The organism is Streptomyces sp. MGP-BFMKR1 (genome assembly GCF_057766585.1).
Genome location: NZ_CM173408.1, coordinates 956790 through 977722 on the forward strand (window position 1 = coordinate 956790; position 20933 = coordinate 977722).

Annotated in this window: 16 protein-coding genes; 2 read left to right on the forward strand and 14 right to left on the reverse strand. The window is 73.1% G+C overall.

Features of this window, described 5'->3' with window-relative positions:
- Positions 1–63: 63 nt before the first annotated feature.
- The 3 genes from aztC to aztB are packed head-to-tail and all read right to left on the reverse strand — an operon-like array spanning position 64 to position 3168.
- Positions 64–1026 carry a zinc ABC transporter substrate-binding protein AztC gene (gene aztC, locus AC3CHW_RS03420; protein WP_488469516.1) on the reverse strand — a complete coding sequence of 321 codons (963 nt, stop codon included), beginning with the start codon at positions 1024–1026 and terminating at the stop codon, positions 64–66.
- Complete coding sequence (locus tag AC3CHW_RS03425; RefSeq protein ID WP_488469517.1) at positions 1023–2261, reverse strand: hypothetical protein; 1239 nt, start codon at positions 2259–2261, stop codon at positions 1023–1025. Before AC3CHW_RS03425 ends, aztC begins: the two co-directional genes overlap by 4 nt.
- A 10-nt stretch (positions 2262–2271) precedes the next feature.
- A complete protein-coding gene (aztB, locus tag AC3CHW_RS03430) occupies positions 2272–3168 on the reverse strand; it encodes a zinc ABC transporter permease AztB (RefSeq protein WP_488469518.1) in 897 nt (298 codons plus the stop codon).
- A 14-nt stretch (positions 3169–3182) separates the two neighbouring features.
- Here aztB and aztA point away from each other — a divergent pair, with 14 nt between their 5' ends.
- A complete protein-coding gene (gene aztA, locus AC3CHW_RS03435) occupies positions 3183–3926 on the forward strand; it encodes a zinc ABC transporter ATP-binding protein AztA (protein ID WP_398606891.1) in 744 nt (247 codons plus the stop codon).
- Between the two features lie 274 nt (positions 3927–4200).
- On the opposite strand, the gene AC3CHW_RS03440 is transcribed toward aztA, so the two are convergent.
- From AC3CHW_RS03440 to pqqA, 7 genes are all read right to left on the reverse strand, one after another.
- Positions 4201–4839, reverse strand: a complete 639-nt coding sequence (locus tag AC3CHW_RS03440; protein WP_488470955.1) for an HNH endonuclease family protein — start codon at positions 4837–4839, stop codon at positions 4201–4203.
- Between the two features lie 205 nt (positions 4840–5044).
- Complete coding sequence (locus AC3CHW_RS03445) at positions 5045–5836, reverse strand: SDR family oxidoreductase (RefSeq protein ID WP_488469519.1); 792 nt, start codon at positions 5834–5836, stop codon at positions 5045–5047.
- Between the two features lie 136 nt (positions 5837–5972).
- A complete protein-coding gene (pqqE, locus tag AC3CHW_RS03450) occupies positions 5973–7139 on the reverse strand; it encodes a pyrroloquinoline quinone biosynthesis protein PqqE (protein WP_488469520.1) in 1167 nt (388 codons plus the stop codon).
- A complete protein-coding gene (gene pqqD, locus AC3CHW_RS03455) occupies positions 7136–7474 on the reverse strand; it encodes a pyrroloquinoline quinone biosynthesis peptide chaperone PqqD (protein ID WP_488469521.1) in 339 nt (112 codons plus the stop codon). Before pqqD ends, pqqE begins: the two co-directional genes overlap by 4 nt.
- On the reverse strand, positions 7471–8286 hold the full coding sequence (gene pqqC / locus AC3CHW_RS03460) for a pyrroloquinoline-quinone synthase PqqC (protein ID WP_488469522.1): 816 nt from the start codon (positions 8284–8286) through the stop codon (positions 7471–7473). The genes pqqD and pqqC overlap by 4 nt, the downstream gene beginning before the upstream one ends.
- Positions 8283–9350, reverse strand: coding sequence for a pyrroloquinoline quinone biosynthesis protein PqqB (gene pqqB, locus AC3CHW_RS03465; RefSeq protein WP_488469523.1), 1068 nt, complete (start codon positions 9348–9350; stop codon positions 8283–8285). The genes pqqC and pqqB overlap by 4 nt, the downstream gene beginning before the upstream one ends.
- A 5-nt stretch (positions 9351–9355) precedes the next feature.
- On the reverse strand, positions 9356–9502 hold the full coding sequence (gene pqqA / locus AC3CHW_RS03470) for a pyrroloquinoline quinone precursor peptide PqqA (RefSeq protein ID WP_359323572.1): 147 nt from the start codon (positions 9500–9502) through the stop codon (positions 9356–9358).
- 911 nt (positions 9503–10413) lie between these two features.
- Here pqqA and AC3CHW_RS03475 point away from each other — a divergent pair.
- Entirely contained in the window at positions 10414–11616 is a 1203-nt protein-coding gene (locus AC3CHW_RS03475; protein WP_398606885.1) for a PQQ-dependent sugar dehydrogenase, read from the forward strand.
- Between the two features lie 162 nt (positions 11617–11778).
- On the opposite strand, the gene AC3CHW_RS03480 is transcribed toward AC3CHW_RS03475, so the two are convergent.
- The 4 genes from AC3CHW_RS03480 to AC3CHW_RS03495 all read right to left on the reverse strand — a co-directional run bounded on the left by AC3CHW_RS03480 (position 11779) and on the right by AC3CHW_RS03495 (position 20884).
- Positions 11779–13302 (reverse strand): FAD-binding oxidoreductase, encoded by a 1524-nt coding sequence (locus tag AC3CHW_RS03480; RefSeq protein ID WP_488469524.1) that lies wholly within the window; start codon positions 13300–13302, stop codon positions 11779–11781.
- Positions 13303–13522: 220 nt separating this feature from the next.
- Entirely contained in the window at positions 13523–14932 is a 1410-nt protein-coding gene (locus AC3CHW_RS03485; protein WP_381157852.1) for a cation:proton antiporter domain-containing protein, read from the reverse strand.
- Positions 14929–16713, reverse strand: coding sequence for an NAD(P)/FAD-dependent oxidoreductase (locus tag AC3CHW_RS03490; RefSeq protein WP_381157850.1), 1785 nt, complete (start codon positions 16711–16713; stop codon positions 14929–14931). Before AC3CHW_RS03490 ends, AC3CHW_RS03485 begins: the two co-directional genes overlap by 4 nt.
- 3568 nt (positions 16714–20281) lie before the next feature.
- The gene (locus tag AC3CHW_RS03495; protein ID WP_488469525.1) at positions 20282–20884 is read right to left on the reverse strand and encodes a TIGR03086 family metal-binding protein; all 603 of its coding nucleotides are present in this window, start codon (positions 20882–20884) and stop codon (positions 20282–20284) included.
- Positions 20885–20933 lie beyond the last annotated feature (49 nt).

Below are 20933 nucleotides of genomic sequence, written 5' to 3' on the forward strand. Positions count from 1 at the left end.
GGGGCGGGGTCGTGTGGTGGAACGGTCGGCGTGTTCGGTTCGCCGGTCCGCGGGGAGGCTTGTTCAGTTGCCGGTGAGGCCCTCGGCCATGGCCGCGGTGTTGGCGCGCATCATGTCCAGGTAGGTGCCGGCGCCCTTGCCCTTCTCGGTCAGCGACTCGGAGTAGAGGGAGACGACGTCGACATCGCCGCCCATCTCCTGGCGGAGGACCTCCGCGAGCTTGGTGGGCTGGGAGGAGTCGGCGAAGACGGTGCGCACACCGGCCTTCTCCATGGCCTGGGTGAGGGAGCGCAGGTCGGAGGAGCTGGGTGAGGCGAGGGTGGTGCCGCTGGGGATGACGGCACCGATCACGCGGAAGCCGAAGCGGTCGGCGAGGTATCCGAAGACGTGGTGGTTGGTCACCAGGGCGCGCCGGTCCTCGGGGACGGCGGCGAAGGACTTCTCCATCCAGGTGGTGAGATCGGCGAGTTGCCCGTCGTAGCGTGCCGCGTTGTCCCGGACGGCCTTCTCGTCCACGCCGTCCACGTGTTCGGCGACCTGGTCGGCGATCAGGCCGGCGGCCTTGCGCACCCGGTCGGGGTCGGTCCAGAAGTGCGGGTCGGGTTCGCCGGCCCCTTCCTCGGGGCCGCCCTCCTGCCCGGTGTGGAAGGGGAGCGGGTCGGCCGCCTCGCCCGCCGCGAAGGTGGCCACCCCGGACTCGCGGGCCGCTTCTACGTGCCGTAGTACGTTCTCCTCCAGTCCCAGCCCGTTGTAGACGACCAGGTCCGCGTTCTCCAGCTCCGCGGCCTGCACGGCCGACAGGCCGAAGGAGTGCGGGTCGGCGTTGGGCTTCATCAGGACACTGACGTCTGCCTCGTCCCCGACGATCTCCCGGGTGATGTCGCCGAGAATGTTGGTGGTCACCACGACCCGGGGCCATGCGTCGTCGCCGCCCGCGCAGCCGCTGGCCGTGGCGGCGAGGGCGAAGAAGCTGATCAGTGTCACCAGCAGGGCGCGGACCCGTGCCGCACCCACGCGCACGCTCATCGGCCCGTCTCCACCATCAGAGACGGCCGGACGTCCAGGGCGAACGTGCGGGCCACCCGGAGGTCGTCGTTGTAGTCGATCTCGTACACGCGCTTGCCCTCGGGGTCATTGAGGTAGGCGCGGCTGCGGTCCACCTCGATCAGCGGCGTCGCGGTGGTTCCGTGCCCGGCTTCGGGGATGTCCTTCAGCAAGGGGTCGGTGACCGTGATCTCCTTGCCCGTGGACACGTCGTAGCCGTGCAGGGCTCCGTCGCTCTCCAGGACCAACAGCGGTGCGCCTTCGCCGGCCGTGTTGGCGGCGACCACCGGGCCGGTCTCCACCCGGGTCCAGGCGCCCTCGGTGACGTCCAGGACCCAGACGGCGTCCTTACCCGCGGGTGCCGTGAGCGTGCTGCTGCCCGGACGGTGCCTGAACTCCGCGGCACGCTCCGCCTTCGGCACGTCCTCGCCGTAGGGGATCTTCTCGGCGGTGAAGGCGCCGTCGTCCTCGTGGACGAGCAGGGCGCCGTCGGCGCAGCCGAGGACGATCCCGCGCCGGGTGACCGCGTCACCCTCGGGGTCCTCGCACTCCGCCTCCGGGGTGGCGACGCGCTTGCCGGACCGGTCGAGCACGGCGACCTCGGCGGGGCCGCCGCTCTCGCCGGTGAGGGCGATCAGGTGTTCCGCGTACGGCACGACGGCACCGGCGTGGGTACCGGGGAGCCGGGCGGGGGTGCCGAGGGAGCCCTTCTCCAGCTCCGCGCGCGGGTACACGCTCGCCTTCCCGTCGGCCGAGGTGACCACGGTGACGCCCGCATCGCCACGGACCACCGTGCCGGTGTCGCCCGGAAGCTCGCCGACCTCCTGGATCTTCGCGCGGTAGTAGTGCACATGGTCTCCGTGGTCGACCATCCACGCGCCGCTGTCGAGGACCTGGATGCCGTCCGCACCGTGGAAGTAGCCGAAGCGGCCGTCCGTCGTCAGAGCGGTGACACCGGGTCTGCGGGCGGTGTCGTGGACCTTGCCGGTGGTCAGATCCAGCACCTGGGTGTCGCCGCTTTCGGGGTCGCCGAGCAGGAGACGGGACTGCGGTTCGGCCGCCTCGGTGGCACCTTCCACGTAGCCGTGCGGGGTGGCGGAGGAAGCGGGGCTCCCGGCGCCGGACTTGGCATCGTCCTGGCCCCCGCATCCGGCGGCCAGGATGGCCACGGCCACGAGCGCCGGGGCGAGCAGTGTGACGTTTCTTCGGACGAGCAACGGGATCGCCTCAGGTTTCGTTCGGTCGGGACGTGGTGGCCCTCGGGGCCAAGGTGACCGCCGGGGCGGGGACGCCGTCACGGCGCGTACGGCGGCGGTGCCGGAGTCCGGACGCCAGGTGGGACAGGAAGAAGAGGCAGACGGCGAGGGCGGAGACGGTCGCTCCGGCCGCGGTGCTCAAGTGCCAGGAAAGGAGCAGGCCGCCGAAGGTGGCGGCGGCGCCGATGACCGCGGCCAGGACCATGACGCCGCCCACGCTGCGCGCCCAGGGCAGGGCCGCCGCCGGCGGGGCGATGAGCAGGCCCAGGACGAGCAGGGTTCCGACGATATGGAAGGAAGCGACGATGGCCAGCGCCAGCAGCCCCAGCAGGACGGCGTGCGCGAGCCGCGGGCGCAACCCCAGCGTCCTGGCCTTGCGCTCGTCGAACGCCAGCGCCAGGAAGGCCCGGTGGCCGAGCACCGAGACGCCCAGCGCCAGCAGCAGGGCCACACCGAGAAGGGTCAGGTCGCTCTCGCGCACGGCGAGGACGTCGCCGAAGAGGAATCCGGTGAGGTCCACCGCGAAGGACTGCGAGCGGGACACGATGATGACGCCGAGCGACAACATGCCGACGAACAGCAAGCCGATGCCGGTGTCCTGGGACAGCCTCGGAGTGCGTCCGAGGACTGTGACGCCCGCGGTCATCACGGCCGCGCTCACTACCGCCCCCACCAGCAGGTTGCCCCCGAGCAGCGAGGCGACCGCGACGCCGGGAAGCAGTCCGTGGGACATGGCGTCACCCAGGAAGGCCATCCCCCGGAGCACCACCCACGTCCCGGCGAGGGCGCATATCGCCGACACCAGGACCCCGGCCCACAGGGCCCGCTGCACAAAGGCCACCTCGAAGGGGACCGTCAACCACTCCATACGAGAACCTTATAATGACAATCATGTTCAACAACAACTCCCTGTCGCCGCCGGACGGCGAACCGAGGAACGAGCGCGTACGGTTCCACGGGCTGAACGCCGGCTATCCAGGCCGCCCCGTACTCCACCAACTCAGCGCGGGAGTACCGGCTTTGGCCGTGACCGCGCTCGTCGGACCGAACGGGAGTGGCAAGTCCACGCTGCTGGGCGTCCTGGCCGGAGTGATCGCCGCCACATCCGGACAGGTGCGGTACGCGGAGGGCTCGCCGCCGGCTTTCGTCCCGCAGCGCGGCGCCGTCGGTGACACGCTCCCCCTCACGGCGCGGCAGACCGTGGAGATGGGCCGCTGGGGCGAGCGTGGACTGTGGCGGCGGCTGACCCGGCGGGACCGGGCCGTGGTCGACTCCGCCATGGAGCGACTGGGCGTCGCCCACCTCGGCGCCCGTCAGCTCGGCGAGTTGTCGGGCGGCCAGCGCCAGCGGGTCCTGATCGCGCAGGGCCTCGCCCAACAGTCCGACCTGCTGCTCCTGGACGAGCCGACCACCGGGCTCGACCCCGAGGCGCGGGAGCGGATCACGGCACTGCTCACCGCCCTGGTCGCCGACGGCACGACCATCGTCCAGGCCACGCACGATCTCGAGGCCGCCCGCTCCGCCGACACCTGCCTGCTTCTCAGCGACGGACGTCTGGTCGCGGACGGCCCGCCCGCGGAGGTACTCACCCCTCAGTCGCTGTCCAGGATCTGGCAACCGACGTGAGGCCCGGGACCGGACGTGTGGCGGCGGGCATGTGCGGATCACCGGGGCCTCGGCACGACTTCCCGCACACCGGACCGCGGCCCGGACGGCAGGCAGACCACGGAGTTGGTGTTCCACCACGAACGGGTGGACCCGGCCTGCCTGGCCCGCTGGTCCGCGGCTCCTGGGACTACCGGTACGTGAAGCAGCCCCCGCCCCGGGGTGCCGAGGGCGGCCCCACCCCGCCCGGCGGACCGGGCGGGGTGGGGCCGCGTCGTGGCCGGCGGGCGCCCGGTCAGCAGCCGTTGAGCACCGAGGTGAGGACGCTCTTCTCCGTGGCGTCGACGGACAGCCCGTAGTCGTGCTTGATCTGCACCCACGCCCGGGCGTACGTGCAGCGGTAGGCGGTACGGGAGGGCCACCAGCTACCGGGGTCCTGGTCCCCCTTGGACTGGTTGACGTTGTCGGTCACGGCCAGGAGCTGGGGGCGGCTGAGGTCGTTGGCGAGGGCCTGCCGCTTGGAGGTGGACCAGGACCAGGCGCCCGAGCGCCACGCCTCGGCCAGCGGTACGAGGTGGTCGATGTCCACGTCGGAGGCGGCGTACCAGGTGGCCCCGTCGTACGGGGAGTACCAGCTTCCCGAGGTGGCGGCGCAGGAGGAGTCGGTCACCACTCCGCTGCCGTCGCGCTTGAGGACGGTCTCGCGGGTGTTGCACGCGCCGCTGATGGTGATCCAGTGCGGGAACAGGTCACGGCTGTAGCCGGTGAGGGAGTGCTCGGCGGTGGCGGGCATGGCCGCCAGGTAGGAGCGGGCGGTGGCGGCGCTGACCGGGGTGGGCAGAGCGGCGTGCGCCGTCGGGGCGGTGGCCAGCAGGGCCGCGGCCGAAGCCGTGGCCACGGTCGCGGCGAGGACACCGCGGCGGGATATCTGCATGAGGGTCGTCAACTCCCGTACGTCGAGGGTGGGGAGGCGGCGTCGCTCATCGTGGCCCCGCTGGGTCTATGCGGGTAGAAACGCCCCGGTGAACTCTTCATGAGCAGTAGCCCCGGCGGGGCGGCGAGGCGGCGAGTGACCCACGTGGCGCGAGTACGGGGAAGAGTCGGCCCGCCGGCGGAGGCCGTCGCCGTGGCCCGCGTGCCTAGGCGGATCCGCCGTTGCTCTTCAGCAGTTGCCCGTTCATCCACTGGCCGCGCGGCGAGCACAGGAAGTCCACCAGGTGGGCGGTGTCCTGCGGGGTGCCGAGGCGGCCGAGCGGTGTCTCTGCCGTGCACGCCTCGCGCAGTTCCTCGGACATCCATCCGGTGTCGACGGGCCCTGGGTTGATCACGTTGGCGGTGACGCCGAGGGGGGCGAGTTCGTGCGCGGCGGCCAGGGTGATGCGGTCCAGGGCACCCTTGCTCGCGCCGTAGGGGAGGTTGCCCACGGTGTGGTCGCTGGTGAGGCTGATGATCCGGCCCGTTCCGTGGGCGCCGCGAAAGCGCCGCCCGTACTCGCGGATCAGCAGCCAGGTGGCTCGCGCGTTGACGGCGAAGTGGCGGTCGAAGCTCTCGACGGTGGTGTCGAGCAGGCCGGAGTCGACCGATTCGCAGTGGCACATCACCAGGGCGGTGACCGGGCCGAGGGCGCGCTCCGCCGCGTCGAAGACGCGCGCGGCGGCCTCGGGGTCGGCGAGGTCCGCTTCGACGGCCGCGGTGCGCGCGCCGCACGCGGTCAGCGCGCGGTCGATCGCGTCGGTTGCCCCGGACTCGACGCCCCAGCTCATGCGCTGGTCGTACGGGTGCCAGTAGGTGAAGGCGATGTCCCAGCCCGAGGCGGCCAGTTGGCGGGCGACGCCCGCGCCGATGCCGACGGTGCGGCCCACGCCGGTCACCAGCGCGAGCGGGCGGGACGTGCGGGGGGCGGTCGTCTCGTTCTCGTCGATGGAGTGCACGGGAGGAGATCCTCCAGCCCGGGCTTGGAGCGGGCAACCGCGTTTCCGTCCGGGCGCCACCGCCAGTCGCCGCTCCCCCGTCGCCGGCGCCACCGCCCCGACAGGGTGGCGGCGCCAGCGGCGGGAGCCGACCCCGTTACGGGGCGCGGCGGCCGGCGGCCGGGGTGCGGTAGACGTACGGAACGCTCGCCGCGGAGGCCCGGGCGCGCTGGCCGGGCGCGGCGAGCGGGAGGGGCTCGGTGGCGGGCGCGGCGGTGTCGCGGGGCGCGTCGGCCGCCGCGCGGACCAGGGCGTGGTCGGGCGAGAGCGCGCAGGCCGGGTCCGTGCGGGCGGCGTCGCCGGTGAGCGCGTACGCCTGGCAGCGGCACCCGCCGAAGTCGATCTCGCGGCTCGGGCAGCTCCGACACGGCTCGGGCATCCAGGCCGTGCCCCGGTACTTGGTGAACGCCGGCGATGACTCCCAGATCCACTCCAGCGTCCGGTCGCGCGCGTTCGGCGGGTCCAGGTCGGGCAGCACCGAGGCGGCCGGGCAGGGCAGCACCGTGCCGTCCGGGGCGACGGTGAGCGAGACCGCGCCCCAGCCGCCCATGCACGGCTTGGCCACGCCGTCGAAGTAGTCCGGCATCACCCACACCAGCTCGATGGTGCCGGCCAGTTCGGCGCGGCGGCGCTCGATGGCCGCGCCGGCCCGCGCCAACTGCTCCCGGCTCGGCAGCAGGGCCTCCCGGTTGCGCAGGGCCCAGCCGTAGAACTGCGTGTTGGCCAGCTCGATCCGCTCGGCGTCCCAGGCCACCGCGAGGTCCACGAGGGCGTCCACGGCGTCCAGGTTGTCGCGGTGCAGCACCACGTTGACGCCGAGCGGCAGCCCGGCCGCGCGGATCAGCGCCGCGGCCCGTTCCTTGGCGGCGAACGCCCGGTGCCCGGCGATCCGGTCGGAGCGGGCGGGGTCGGCGTGCTGGACCGAGAGCTGCACGCTGCGCAGCCCGGCGTCGACCAGGGAGCCGAGCCGGTCCTCGGTGAGCCCGACGCCGCTGGTGACCAGTTGCGTGTAGATGCCGGCCGCGTCGGCGGCGGCCACGATCTGCTCCAGGTCGCCGCGGAGCAGGGGCTCGCCGCCCGACAGGTGGGTGTGCACCACGCCGAACTCGCCGGCCTGCCGCATCACCTCGCACCACTCGTCCGTGCTCAACTCCGCCGACCTGCGGACGAGTTCGAGCGGGTTGGAGCAGTACGGGCAGTGCAGCGGGCAGCCGTGGCTGAGTTCGGCCAGCAGGGCCCAGGGGCGCTGCGGTGTCTCGCTCATCGCAGCCACCCCTGTTCGCGCAGTCTGGCCAGGAACGCGGGGACCTCGTCCGGCACCGGCGCGCCCGGAAAGCGGTCCGCCAACTCTCCTACGATCGCGGCGACCTCGCGCCGCCCGTCGCACAGCCGCACGATGTCGGCGGCCCGGCCGGTCAGCACCACCACCCGCTCGGGCAGCACCAGCAGGTCCGCCTCCCGCACCCGGTCCCGGCGCAGCATGATGCCGGGGGACAGTGCGGGCCGCCACGCGGGGTCGACGGCGGGTCCGGCGGCGGGCCCGGCGGCGGGCGCGGGCCGGGCGTCGGTGCGCGTGCTCGCGCCGGGTGTCTGGCTCACGGCCGCCACCTGACCCGGTCGGGGCCGGTGGCGGGGTCGGCGGTGTCGGCGTGCGCCAGCGCGTCGAGCAGCGACCAGAGCACGTCGCACTTGAAGCTCAGCGCCGCCGCCGCCCGGTCCTGGTCGGCGGCGGTCGTGGCCCAGGACAGCACGAGGTCCAACGCCTCCCCGCTGTCCCGGCGCCCCTCGCGCTCGCGGTTGCGGAAGTAGGTGAGCCCGGCCGGGTCGATCCAGCGGTAGTGGCGTTCGAAGGCGTCGATGCGGGTGAGCATGATGCCGGGCGCGGACAGTTCGGTCAGCGAGGCGGCGACCGCTTCGAGCGGCGAGCCCAGCCGGCAGAAGTTGACGTAACCCTCCACCGCGAGTCGTACCCCGGGCAGCACATCGTCGCCGGAGAGCAGCAGGTCGCGGTCGAGTCCCACGGCCTCGCCGAGCCGCAGCCAGTTCTCGATGCCGCCCTCGCCCTCGGCCCTGCCGTCGTGGTCCCGCACCCTGCGCAGCCACGCCCGGCGGTGCTCGCGGGTGTCGAACTTGGCCAGGACCAGCGCGTCCTTGATCGGGATGTGGCGTTGGTAGTGGAAGCGGTTGAGGACCCAGCGGCGCAGTTGGTCGGGGGTCAGCCGGCCCTCGTGCATGGCCACGTTGAACGGGTGCCGGTCGTGGTAGCGCTCCCGGGCGATGGTCCGCAGCCGCGCCTCGAAGGCCGCGGTGCCCGCTCCCCCAGTGCCGGCCTCCGGGCCCGGCGTCGGTCCCGTCCTCTCGTCCTCGGTGGCTCCCGGCCCGTCGCCGGTGCGCAGCGCGGCGTTGCTCACAGCTCGATCACCATCCCGTCGGCGGCTACCTCGATGCCCCACTCGGCCAGCCGGCGGTGCTCCGCCGCGTCCGGGTCCACGAGGGGGTTGGTGTTGTTGAGGTGGGTGTAGAGACAGCGGGCGCGCAGCGCGGCCAGCCGTTCGGCCGTGCCGCCCGGCCCGACGATCGGCAGGTGTCCCATGCCGGTGGCGGTCCGTGGGCCGATGCCGGTACGGATCGGTTCCTCGTCGTCCCAGAACGTCCCGTCGACGATCAGGCAGTCGGCCTCGGCCGCCGCGTCGGCCAGCGTGGCGGACCAGGTGGCGACGGCCGGGGCGTACAGGGCGGTGGCGCCGCTGGCCCGGTCGGTGATCCGCAGGGCGACGGACCACCCCGCGCCCTCGTGGCCCGGGTCGGCGCTCCCCGGCCGCGCCGTCTCGCCCGGCGCGGCGTGCGGGCCGCCGGCGCCGGGGCCCTGCCCGCCGTCCACCGCCGCGTACCGCGGGCGCTTGCCCGACACGGGGATGGCGCTGACCTCCACCAGGGGCTTGCCCGTGGACGCGGCGGCCGGGACTGCTCCAGGTCGCACGGCCGGTCGCGCGGTCGGTCGCGCGGCCGGCCGCCCGGGTTCGGGCCACGGTTCGGGCCCGAGGGCGATCGGGCTCGCGTGGGGCAGGTCGCGCCAGCGCACCTCGGCGTAGGGGGCCAGCGTGGCCTTGAGGTGCAGCCGGGTGCGCAGGGTGTCGCGTACGGCGGCGGTGGCCAGCACCTCGAAGGCGTCGGCCTCGCGCAGCCGGGCGATGCCCAGGGTGTGGTCGAGTTCGGCGTCGGTCAGGATGATCCCGGCCACCGGGGTCTGTCGGGTGCCGGGGCTGGGCAGCAGCGGTGGGCAGTCCTCGATCTGGTCCCCGATGTCGGGGGTGGCGTTGACGACGTACCAGCGGTCGTCCGCGGCCTGGACGGCCAGCGAGGCGTGGCGGCGCCGCCGGGCGGGGTGGGCGCGTGCCCCGGTGCAACTGGGGCACGCGCAGTTCCACTGAGGTATGCCTCCGCCCGCCGCGGTGCCGAGTACCCGCAGCAGCACGCCGGTTAGCGCTTGCTCAGCGAGTACGCGGTGACTTCGAGCGCGGTCTCGACGACCGTGTAGTCGGGCGTCTGCCACCCGCCCGAACCTTCGGCCGCCGGGTCAACCGGTCGCGTCTGCTGCTCGACCGCCTGCTGTACGGATTCGGTCATGATCCATACCTGCCCTTCTTCGCTTGCGCTGCGGTTGCCGTACGTTCTTCGCTCTGCTCGCTCGGTGTTGCCCCGTCGCCGCACGCCCGCGTGCGCGGGCCCGGCCCCGGGTGGGTCCCGGGTGGGTCCCGCCACGCTTCGCGCGTCGCGCCCCTGGTCCGCCGCCCGCCGTGGCGGCCCGCCCGGCCGGCGTGGGCCGTTGGGCGGGTGCGCGCGGGTGGGTCGTGCCGTACGGGCCCGCGCGCGGGTGGCGGGTGGTCACTGGTGGCGGACGCCGCGAACGCGTGGCGGACCGGGGCGCGCCCGGACCGCGTCGTGGCGTGTGCGGGCGTGAGCCCGTGCGCGTGCGCGGAGCACGGACGCGTGCCTGCTGGACGGACCCCGTTGACGGTGCGTGAGGACGGTTCGGCTGGTGCCGACGTACGGTGCTGCCCGGCCGGGTGTGGCGTGTCGACCGGACCGTTCACCATGATGCGGGTCGGGTGCAACTGTGCCTAGGGGGCCTGGATTTCACGCCGGATGCGCCCCGGGGCTCCCGTTGCAGAATCGCGATCCGTGTGACGCCAGTCAAGTGCTGTTGACGGTCAGGGAAGCCTTCCTTACATTTCCCACGACCGCACACTCACACGCCCGGCGCCCGCCCCGGTGGCCGCCGGCCAGGCCCGAAACGTCGTCACCCAACGGTCCACCAGCGCCACCGCGGCCCGCGTCACCCACCTGGTCAGGGCAGGTACGACGCCCCGTCCAGGCGGTGCCGCCGGCCGGCGCACCGCGGCGGTACCCGGCGCACCGCGACCGTGTCCCGTGACGACGTGACGAACCGTTCCGGCACCGCCCACGAGCACATCGCCACCGCAGCGCACCGCCCCCGCCACCGTGCACGAACTCCCATCCGCTAGGAGGAACGTTCCATGGCCAGGGCCCCCCATCCTCTCCGGCAGACCCGCCGGCGCACGCTGCTCGCGCTGACCGCCACGACCGCGCTGTCCGCGGGGCTGCTCACCGCCACCACGGCGACCGGCAACGCCGCCACCACCCACCGGTCCGCTGGTACCAGCCACGCGGCCACGGCCGGTTCCGGCCAACTTCCGTCCACGGCCGACGCCGGGGCGGTCACGCTCCCGGGCGGCCACCACGGCCGCTCCGTCCCGTCCGCCATCCGTACCGTCTCCGAGGGCTGGTCGATCCCGTGGGGCCTTGACTGGCTGCCCGACGGATCAGCGCTGATCACCGAGCGGGAGACGTTCAAGCTCTTCCGGCTGACCCAGGCGGGCAAGCGCGTGGAGATCGGCACGGTCCCCAACGTGGTGACCACTAACGGCGAGGGCGGGCTGCTCGGCCTGGCCGTCTCGCCGAACTGGAAGCGCGATCACCACATTTTCCTGATGCACTCGGCCGAGGGCGACAACCGGATCGTGCGGATGACGTACGACGGCACCACGCTCGGGGAGTACACCCCGCTGGTCACCGGCATCAAGAAGTACAACTACCACAACGGTGGCCGGCTCCAGTTCGGCCCCGACGGCTATCTGTACGCGACGACCGGTGACGCCTTCCAGGCCGCGCTGGCCCAGGACAAGACGTCCCTGAATGGCAAGATCCTGCGCATGACCACGGAGGGCAAGCCCGCCCCCGGCAACCCGTACGGCTCCCTCGTCTACTCCATCGGCCACCGCAACCCGCAGGGGCTGACCTGGGACGCCCAGGGGCGGCTGTGGGAGGCGGAGTTCGGCAACAACGCCTTCGACGAGCTCAACCTGATCAAGCCGGGCAAGAACTACGGCTGGCCCACCTGCGAGGGCCAGTGCAGCACGCCCGGGATGACCAACCCCGAGCGGCAGTGGAAGACCAACGAGGCGTCGCCGAGCGGCCTCACCTACGCGGACGGCGCGGTCTACCTCGCGGCCCAGCGCGGCCAGCGGCTGTGGCGGGTGCCGATCACCAGGACCGGAACCGGCACGCCCGAGGCGTACTACACGGGCGACTACGGCCGGCTGCGCACGGTCGAGAAGGTGCCCGGCGCGAAGGCGCTGTGGCTCACGACGACCAACGCGGACCTCGGCGGCGGCCAGCCGGCCGGCTCCGACAAGGTGCTCCGGGTGGACCTGCGCTGATCCTCCGCCACACGGCTCGGGAGCCCGGTGCGCACCCCGCCACCGGGCTCCTTCGCCTGCCGCCGCGCCGCAGGCGGCGCGGCCCGCCGACCGGCGCCGGGCCGGGCCCGTCCGGCAGCCGCGGCGCGGCCCGCTTCGGGGGCGCGCCGCGGGCCGGGCGGGTCAGTCGGTGACGGGGCAGTAGCGGCCGGGGGCGATGACGCCGGCCGGGTCGAGGGCGGCCTTGAGCTGGCTGATGACGCCCCACGGCGCCGTGTCCTGTTCCGTCAGGAACTCCATGGCGTCGATGCCGACCCGGTAGAAGCGGAAGCCCTCCGCGTACAGCCGCCGGTACAGCTTGTCGTTGCAGGCGTGTGCCGCGCGCGTCTGGTCCGGGTCGGTGCGGTCGAAGTACAGGTTGATGACGACTTCGGCGTAGTCGGCGTTCATCGGGTTGATGGCGAGGGCGGGCACGATGGCGTACTCCGCGCAGACGCCCTCCACCAGGGCCACCAGTTCTTGGGCCGCCGCGCCGTCCACGGCGATGACCGGCATGCAGGCCAGGTAGCCGATGGTGGAGTCGTCGAGGGCGTCCACGGTCGCGGCGTCCGGCACCGTGGTGGCGCCCGTCGCCTGGTGCAGGCCCTCCAGGAACGCGGTGGACGGGCGCCCGGAGTGCACCGCGTACATCGCGCTCAGCAGCGGATCGGCCGCCTCGCCGGCGACCGCCTCCGCGCTGACCTCCCGGGGCGCGGCCCCGGCGGCGGCGAGCGCCGCGCTGGCCTCCGCCACCGTGAGCGCCACCTGGGCCCGCGACCCGTCGATGGCCACCACCCCGGTCCAGGTGGGCACCTGGGTGCTGGCCGACATCGACAGGATGCGCTTGTCGTTGAAGACATGCGTGATCGACCGGAGCACGTCCGCGGTGAACAGCTCGCCGACCGTGTCGAAGACGCCCGCCAACACCTCCTCGGAGAAGGAGAACATCAGCAGCCGCAGCTCCTCGCGGCGCGGCACCAGGTCCACCACGGCGGCCGTCACGATGCCCAGGTTGGACTGGACGAACAGCCCGTCGAGCCCGGGGCCGAGGCCGTGCCGGTAGTGGTGCGCGTGGCGCGCCCCGGGGTCGGCCCACAGGCCGGTGCGTACCAACTCGCCCAGTCCGATGACCACCTCCAGGCCGCGCACCTCATCGGCCCGGTGCCGGCGGAAGCCCGTACCGCGTTCGAGGAGGTTGCCGATCACCGAGGAGTTGGGGGACGAGCCGGTCACGTTGGCGACCAGCGTGGGGGCGTGCGTGGCCAGGTGGTCGGCCAACTGCGCCTGGGTGACGCCCGGTTCCACCACGGCGTACCGGCCGCGGGTGTCCACGGAGCGGATGCGGTTCAGGCCGGACAGGTCGAGCAGCGCGCCGCCCGGCCGGACCGGGAGTTTCGAGCCGAGGCCCCAGTTGCGCCCGGTGCTGATGGGGTACAGCGGCACGCGGTGTTCGCGCGCCACCCGTACGACCTCGGTGACCTGCTCGGCCCGCGTGGGGCGCAGGATGGCGACGAGGTGGCGGGGCGGGAAGGCCGAGGTGTTGCGCTCCGCGGCGGCCAACTCCTCCGGCGCCCGCACCAGCGCGTCGGTGCCCAGGATCTCGCGCCACGCCGCGATCGCCTCGTCCTGGTCCGTGTGGTCCAACGACTCCCCATGGGGGTGATTCATCTGCTCCGCTCCAGATCCGTGAGTGAGGGGGCGGTCGGGGCCCGGTGTGGGGCGCCCGTCCGGATGTCGGGGCGCCGGGGCCCCGGCGCGGCCCGGCGCGTGCGGCCCCGGCGGGGCGGGTCGCCCTCGGCTGGCCGCCTGGTCCACGCCGGGTGGCTCCGGGGCGGGCGGCGGCTGCCGAGGGGGCGGCCCGGGCGCTGGGTGCGCCCGGGCCGGCCCGTCAGGTCTTGGCGGGGCGCAGCACGCGAAGCAGCCGCAACCCCGGCCCGGTCATGGCGGTGGTGACGAGGGTGACCACCACGAGCGCGACGAAGAGCTGGGTGCCGATCACGCCCGCCTCGTGGCCGATGCTGAGGACGACCAGTTCGGTCAGGCCGCGCGTGTTCATCAGGATTCCGAGCTCCAACGCCTGGGTGCGCGAGAGTCCGGCCACATAGCCGGCCAGGCCCGCGCCGACCACCTTGGAGACCGTGGCCAGCACGAGCAGGACGGCGAGCAGCACGGCGCCCTCGGCACTGAGGGAGAGGTCGCCGAGGTCGAGGGAGAGGCCGAAGCCGAGGAAGAAGAACGGCAGGAGCAGTCCGGCGATGGTGGCCACCGATGTCAGCGCCGCCTCCCCGTTGCCCCGCTTGGTGGCGCGCGGCCAGGCCAGCCCGAAGACGAACGCGCCGATCAACTGGTGGATGCCCAGGGCCGCGGTCAGCCCCGCCGAGGCCGCCACGCCCGCGACGCACAGCGTACTGACGACGGCCGGCGAGTACCGTACGGGACCGTCGAGCACCCGCGCGAGCCCGGTCCTGACGGGGCCGAGCAGCATGGCCGTGGTCCCCGCGAAGACCAGCAGCTTCCACCACTGGTCGCCCGCGCCCTCCCCGGTGGCGAGCGCGAGCGCCGCGGTGAGCACCACCCAGCAGGCCCCGTCGCCCACCGCCGCGGCGTAGAGGCTGAGCCGGCCGGTGCGGCTCTTGAGCAGGCCGAGTTCGGTGAGCACGCGGGCGAGCACCGGGAAGGCGGTGACGCTGAGCGAGCACCCGAGGAACAGGGCGAAGGCCAGGGGTTCGCCGGCGCTGCCGCCGTGCTCGTCCCACAGCCACAGCGCCGTGGCGGTCCCGATGGCGAACGGTACGAGGAAGGAGGAGAGGGTCACCAGGGTGAACCCGCGCTCGATCCGGGACTGCTGCACCTGGACCAGTTCCTGCCCGACTCCGAACATGAACAGCACCAGGCCGAGTTGGGCCAGTGCGTCCAGGCCGGTGACGACGTCGGGCGGGAAGAGCCAGTCGGAGACCTCGGGGCCCAACTCGCCGAGGACCGAGGGGCCCAGGGCCAGGCCCGCGCAGATCTCGCCCATGACCCGCGGCTGGCCGATGCGGGCCGCGAGCGCCCCCGCGCCGAGCGCGACCGCGAGGACGCCCGACGCGGCGAGCAGCAGGGTGGCGGTGGAACTCTTCGCGCTGTGCCCCGCCGCCGCCGCGCCCGAACCTCCGGGCGCGGCGACGAGCGCGATGACGCAGCCCACGACGGGGAGCGCGACGAGGACGACGTAGCCCAGCACGCGCTGGCGCCTGCCGACCCGGCGGCCCCCGTCGGGGTCAGCGTCGGTGGTCTTGCTGGCCTCGGTGAGGCTCATGCGGCCACGCCCGCACCACCCAGGTCGAGCATGCCGGCGTGCAGCAGACGACGGACGAACCGCTGGCCCGCGTTGTCCAGCGAACCGATGAGTTCCTGCCACCCGACGGGGCCGTTGTTGAGCCGCTTGGCGATCTCGGCCGCCCCGTCCCAGGTGTCGATGCCGCGCACCTGCGGGCCGTCGGGGTCGTCCTGGAAGAAGAACCGGTGGCACGGCAGCGTCCGGCCGAGCGAGGACGGGGTGATGTCCGCGTAGCGGACCGGGTCACTCCAGTACGTCGCGGCGGCCTTCTGCTCCTCCTCGCTCATCAGCTCGGGGATCGGCGGGACGGCCGCCTTGAACCCGGGCACGTCGAGCCCGAGCCCGGAGGTGACCGTGACCCCGGCGGCCAGCCTGACCTTGGCGTCCGGGCCCAGGTTGAGCGAGTTGGCCTCGGCGTACGCGGTCATGAACGGGCCCTCGATGTCGAGGCCGTCCACTCCCTCGCCGTCCGAGAGCACCTGGAGCAGGTCCGGCGTGAAGGCCGTGTTGAGCAGGGCGTGGAAGGTCTGGTCGGTGGTGAGGCCGAGCGAACCCGCCTTGCCGCGGCTGTTCCAGTAGACGCTGTCGGGGTTGTCGCTGCCGATGGCGTAGTACCACTGGTCGATGGAGAGCGCGAAGGTGGCCGCCATGCCGTGCCACTCGGAGTCGTAGTCCCGCCACATGCCGCGGACATCCTGCTCCGGCACGTCCCCGCTCGCCGTCTGGCCGAGCAGCGTGGCGGTCGCCACGGCCTGGTTGGTGGCGAAGGCCACGCCGGAGGAGAAGAGCGGGTCGACGAAGTAGGAGGCGTCGCCGAGCAGCACCCAGCGCTCGTCGAGGTTGGCGAACCTGTCGTTGATCATCGAGTAGTTGGTGGCCGTGAGCATGCGGTCCGGATCGACCGCGCGCACGTCCTGGATCAACTCCCGCAGCTTGGGCACCTCCTTGACGGTGCGCAGGAACAGCTCCGGGTCGGTGAAGTCGCAGTCGGGACGCTTCAGGATGGCCGGATCGGTGACGATGCCGATGGAGTGCGTCACCACGCGCTCGCCGTCGATCACCTTCGGGACGGGGATGTACCAGGCCCAGCCGTCGCGGAAGGCGAAGCACCCGATGGGCGAGATGTCCTTGTCCCGGAAGATGTTCCAGTCCCCCGGCAGCGACTGGGTCGTCTTCCCACCCAGGTAGTGCTGCCAGATGGCGATGTTGCGGTAGCCCGACAGCCAGTCCCGCTTCTTGTTGGTGACGATGCTGTTCCGGCGCCCCGAGGCGTCCACGAACCAGCCGGCGCGCACCGTGCGGCCGTCCTTGAGGGTCACCTCGCGACCGGTGCCGTCGGGCAGTAACTCGCACTTGGTCACGGAGGCGCCCTCGAAGACCTCGGCGCCGACGTCCGCCGCGTGGTCCAGCAGGATCTTGTCGAATTCGGAGCGGTTGACGTGCATGGCCCAGCGGTGCACGCCGTCCCGGACCGTGTTGACGTGGTCGAAGTAGGCGACGTGCGGGTCCTCACCGCGCCACTGGAAGATCCCGCCGAACTTCTTCACCCAACAATCGCTGGCGAGGACCTTGTCGAGCGCCCCGCTCTCCTCCAACACCGGTATGAGGGGGTGCGCGAAGGACTCCCCGATGTGCTCCCGGGGGAAGTGCTCCTTCTCCATGACGGCGACACTCAGTCCCCCCTGCTTCATGAGGAGCGCCGCGAGGGTCGAGCCGCCAGGCCCACCACCCATGATGACCACGTCGTAATAGGGCTTCATTCGGTCATGCCTCTCTTACGGTTCTCAGGTGCTCGTACGGGATACCGACCGCGCGCGTCGCGCGCGCCGGTCCCCGCCGACGGCGGCAGGCCGCGCGGCGGGTGGTCAGCCAACGGGCCGGGCGGAGCCCGGCCCGGGCCGGGCGCGCCGACTCCCGTGGCGCGCCACGGCCCGACCGCCCCGCGGTGGGACGGAGCGGTCCGCCGCGCCCGCGTCGGGTTCGGTGGGCACGACGAGGCCAACGGGCCGCGCGGGCGCGTCCGTTGGCCGCTGTATGACCGGCCGCCGCCACCGTGGGCACGCGGTACGCCCGGCCGGATGGCGACCCGGGCCGGGGCGGTGGTCGGACGCGGGGCGTCGTACGGAATGGCGATGATGACCTCCTAGGTCTCGGGTTCTCTCAGCCGCGGGCCCGTGGGCGGCGCGGTGGGCTACGCCGCGGGAGCGGCCGAGGATCGGGCGCGCCCCCCGTGCGTCGGGAGGCGGGCGGCCCGGGAGGGCGAGGCGGGACGGCCGAGGGAGTCGGCCCGGACGGGACGGCTGGAACGGTCGGGAGCTGCGCCGTCGGCCACGGGCCCGGGGACGTGAGCACGCCGATGTGCACGGCCCAAGGGGTTGCGTGGCGGAAGCGGGAGCAGGACGGCGAACGGGTTCGGGAGCGCGGCCGGAGGGACGGACGGAACTGCGGTGCGGGCTCAACGAGGGCCGTGAGCCGCGAGGTTGGCGTCGAGGTCGGGTCGCCGAGGTGGGAGCGGCGACGCGCGTCCACCGGTACGGCGACGCGCGGCCGGCGCCGGATGAGGTCGGAGGGACGACGACGGGTCCGCCACGGCGCCACAGCGAGCCGGCACGGTTCCCGCCGGGGCGGCGGAGCCCGGCCGGGGCCCACGGGCGCGCCGCGCGAGCGTTCTCGCTCGTCCGTCAGCGGCCGGGCGTCGCGGGCCCACGGAGCCGGGTGCCAACGATGTCAGCGAAGCGTCAGACGGCGCGACCGCCGCCGGGATCGCGATCGGGGCGCGCGGCGAGGGCAACCGTGGGGCTCGTGGGGCATCCCTTCTCGATTGACTGGCGCATAACTTTATGCTCAACAAATGGGTACCACACTTTTCTGCGCTGCGGGAGGACCATTCGTCAATTCACCGCCCCACGACGTCGATTCGATCGAGTTCCGATGAGTCCCAGTGAACGCAATGCTACTGCGCCCGGGTCACGGTGCGCGTTGCAGCTTCTTGCCACTACCGGGGAGCGGAATTACCGCCCCCATATTCGGCACCTAGGTGACACATGCCGGCCACGACTCAACCAGGCCAACAGGAACGGAACATTCAGCTCCCACCGCACCAGTTCGGCCACGTCCGGAAGAGCGCGATCCCGCCGCCACACCGGCGGGAAGTGATCGGCCGCGCCCCGCCCCGCCGCGAACATCTCGATGGCACGCACCACGCGGTTCCGCAACCCCGCGTATAAAACGGAATCCTCCGTCTTCCCTGTGGATTGACGATGGTGAGCGGAATTCCCCTTTCCGGGAAGAAAAACCTGCGCGATGATGACCGGTTCGGGTAGCACACGCGGACCGTCGCGTTCCGCCGCCGGTCCGCCATGGCTTGGTCCGCTCCCCCTCCGGGGCGCCGCCGGCGACGCGGGTGGCGGGCACACGCCTCCGACCCACGGTGCGGCCTGCGCGAACGGAGCGGCACCGAGCGCCGCGGCGCGCGGGTGGCACGAACGGGCCGGTGGGGCGTACGGGCGGCGCCGGCACGGCGCGACCTATGGGCGGCGGGGCGGCCCCGTACGGGGGGGCGGTCCGGCGGGGCCTGCCGACTGGCCCCCGGCCGGTCACTTCGGGGGCAGCGGAAATTCTCCGGGCGCGCGAGCGGGGCGATCGCGTGGTTTCAACACCTCATTCCGCTCCGCTTTTCGGGAGCGGGCGATACCCACGCCGCATCGCGCGACCGAGAGGGGCAGCCATTCCACGAGCCGCCGACGGCGGTCCCGTACGCCCCTCGCGTGGAGCACTCTCAGCGCGGCGCGTGGACGGGCGTTACTCGAATTCGCTGTGTGGTGTGTGAGGTGTGGCGTGGCGGCGTTCGGTGCGCACGCCTCTCTCCGTGCGGGTGGCGAATCGGGTGGCCGGAGAAGCGGCATACGCGCAACGGCTGGTGGCACGCACCACGGTTGACCCGCCGAAGGGAATTCCAGCCAGAGAGGCGAACGCCCCTTGGTGGAAATCCGCGTCCGCCTCGATTCGGTGGCTTCGTTTACGCCTCGCCCACCGACGCCTCTCGGGCCGAGACCATCGCATTCCCTCTCGGGAACTGACTGTACGGACCACCCGGTGTCGCGCTCACCGCGCTCGATCGCCGTCCGGTATCGGGCGGGTGGCATCGCCGTTGCGCGCGGCGGTCTCATGGGCGCGCTCGCCGCCGTACCGCCTGTCGTCGGGCGAAGCTACCTCGCGTGACCCTTCGGACGCGGTGTGCAAGGGCCCGCCGGGCCGGGCTCGCACCGGGCGCGGGGACACGCCCGCGAGGCCCGCGATCCTTCCGCGCACCCTCTCCGGGGCAGCGGCGAGGAACCTTTCGGTACGCGTGAGGCTCCCGATGTGGTGCCGGTATCCGCGCCCACGCATCCCTTCGCGGCCCGCGCACGAAAAGCCAGCCGGGTTCCCAATCCACGGCAATCCGGCTCCTGTTCGGCGCCGTCCGACATCGGCAGGGCCGGATGCCTGCGGGGCGCGCCCCGCGACATAACCCTTTCCTGGGCGCATCACGGGCGTCACCCCGCATCGCGGGTTACCCGCTTCATCACAATGCGCCGCGCCCACCCGAAGAAACGTGCGAAGGAAATGTCGAAAGAGCACGCCACACCGCGCGGCGGGGGACGCACGTCGGGCGAACAGCCAGTCCGTTTCCCGGGCATGACGTGCGTGCGAACTCGCGCCCACCACAAGGGTTCTCCGGTGTGCACATGGCGATGCCCGTCCCCTGAAACCCCGTACCTCTACGTCGGATACCGGACGCGTTTTCCGGACTTCCCACGCGGATTCGGAGGATTCCGCGAGATGGGCACGAGAGCGGCTTCCTCCGGATGATCCGCCCGCCGCTTCCCCCGATTCCGAAAAAGCCCTCGCCGCCCCGGAGTTCTCGCCGCTCCCCGCCGCCCCCGACCGGTGGGCCCGTGATGGCGAGCGGCGACAGGCGGCCGTCAGGCGCCGGGCGTCGTGGCGTGCCGGCTGGGGAGGCGGCGGCGCACCGTGTGGTTGGTGGCCCCGGGCGCGCAGGGCCCGCAGACGCATGTGCGGGCTGCTGCCGCTATGCGGGCTGCCGTGCTCCAGGTGCGGCAGGAGTACGTCCAGTTCGGCGGGGGCGTCCGCGCCGACGTGGCCGTTCGGGCGGCCCATGGTCACGTGCGCGGTCCGGTCTCCTCTACACGCGGCACGACCCGCTGACCCGGCATGAGCCGGCACCCGACGCGACGGCGTACGGCACGACGGCGCACGGCACGCCGATGCGCAGGCCCTACCGGGGCGGGACCGACGGACCGAGGGCCGGCCCCGTCGGGGCGCCCCTCAGTGGGACGCGGTGGCGGACCACTCCGGGGATCGGCCGAGCGATGTCAGGACGAGGTCGAGGGCCGATCCGTCCGGGCGGGCGGGCAGCGCCGGCCGGAAGGGGGCCCCGGGGCTGGTGCGCCCTTCGTCGTCCGGCACGCGCTGCGCGATGGCCCCCGCGGCCCGTACGGTCTCCTCGTCCAGATCGAGAGGCACTCCCAGCGCGCGGGCCACGTCCCAGCCATGGACGACGTAGTCCAGGAAGTGGAAGCCGATGGCGAGGGACGCGGGGAAGCGTCGGGTGGCGCTGATCTCGGGGAGGAGGAACTCGGCGCTGAGCACGCCGGGGCGGGCGAAGGCGTGCAGCACCGTCTCGGCGGAGGCACAGTACGTCGCCAGCGGGTCGTCGCCGAGTTCGCTGGGCTGCCAGTCGGCCAGGTCGGTCCCGCCACCGGTGGCCGCGGCGGCGAACCCGTGGTGTTGGCCGGCCATATGGGCCACCAGCTCGCGCAGCGTCCACTCCGCGCACGGGGTCGGCCGGTCCCAGTCGCGCGCGGACGCCTGGCCAAGCACGCGCACGGTCTCCAGGACAGCCGTCCGGTCGAGCTTGCGGATATCCATGCTGCCCCCTTGGTTGAACGGTTGCCTCGCGGAAAACAATAGCACGACC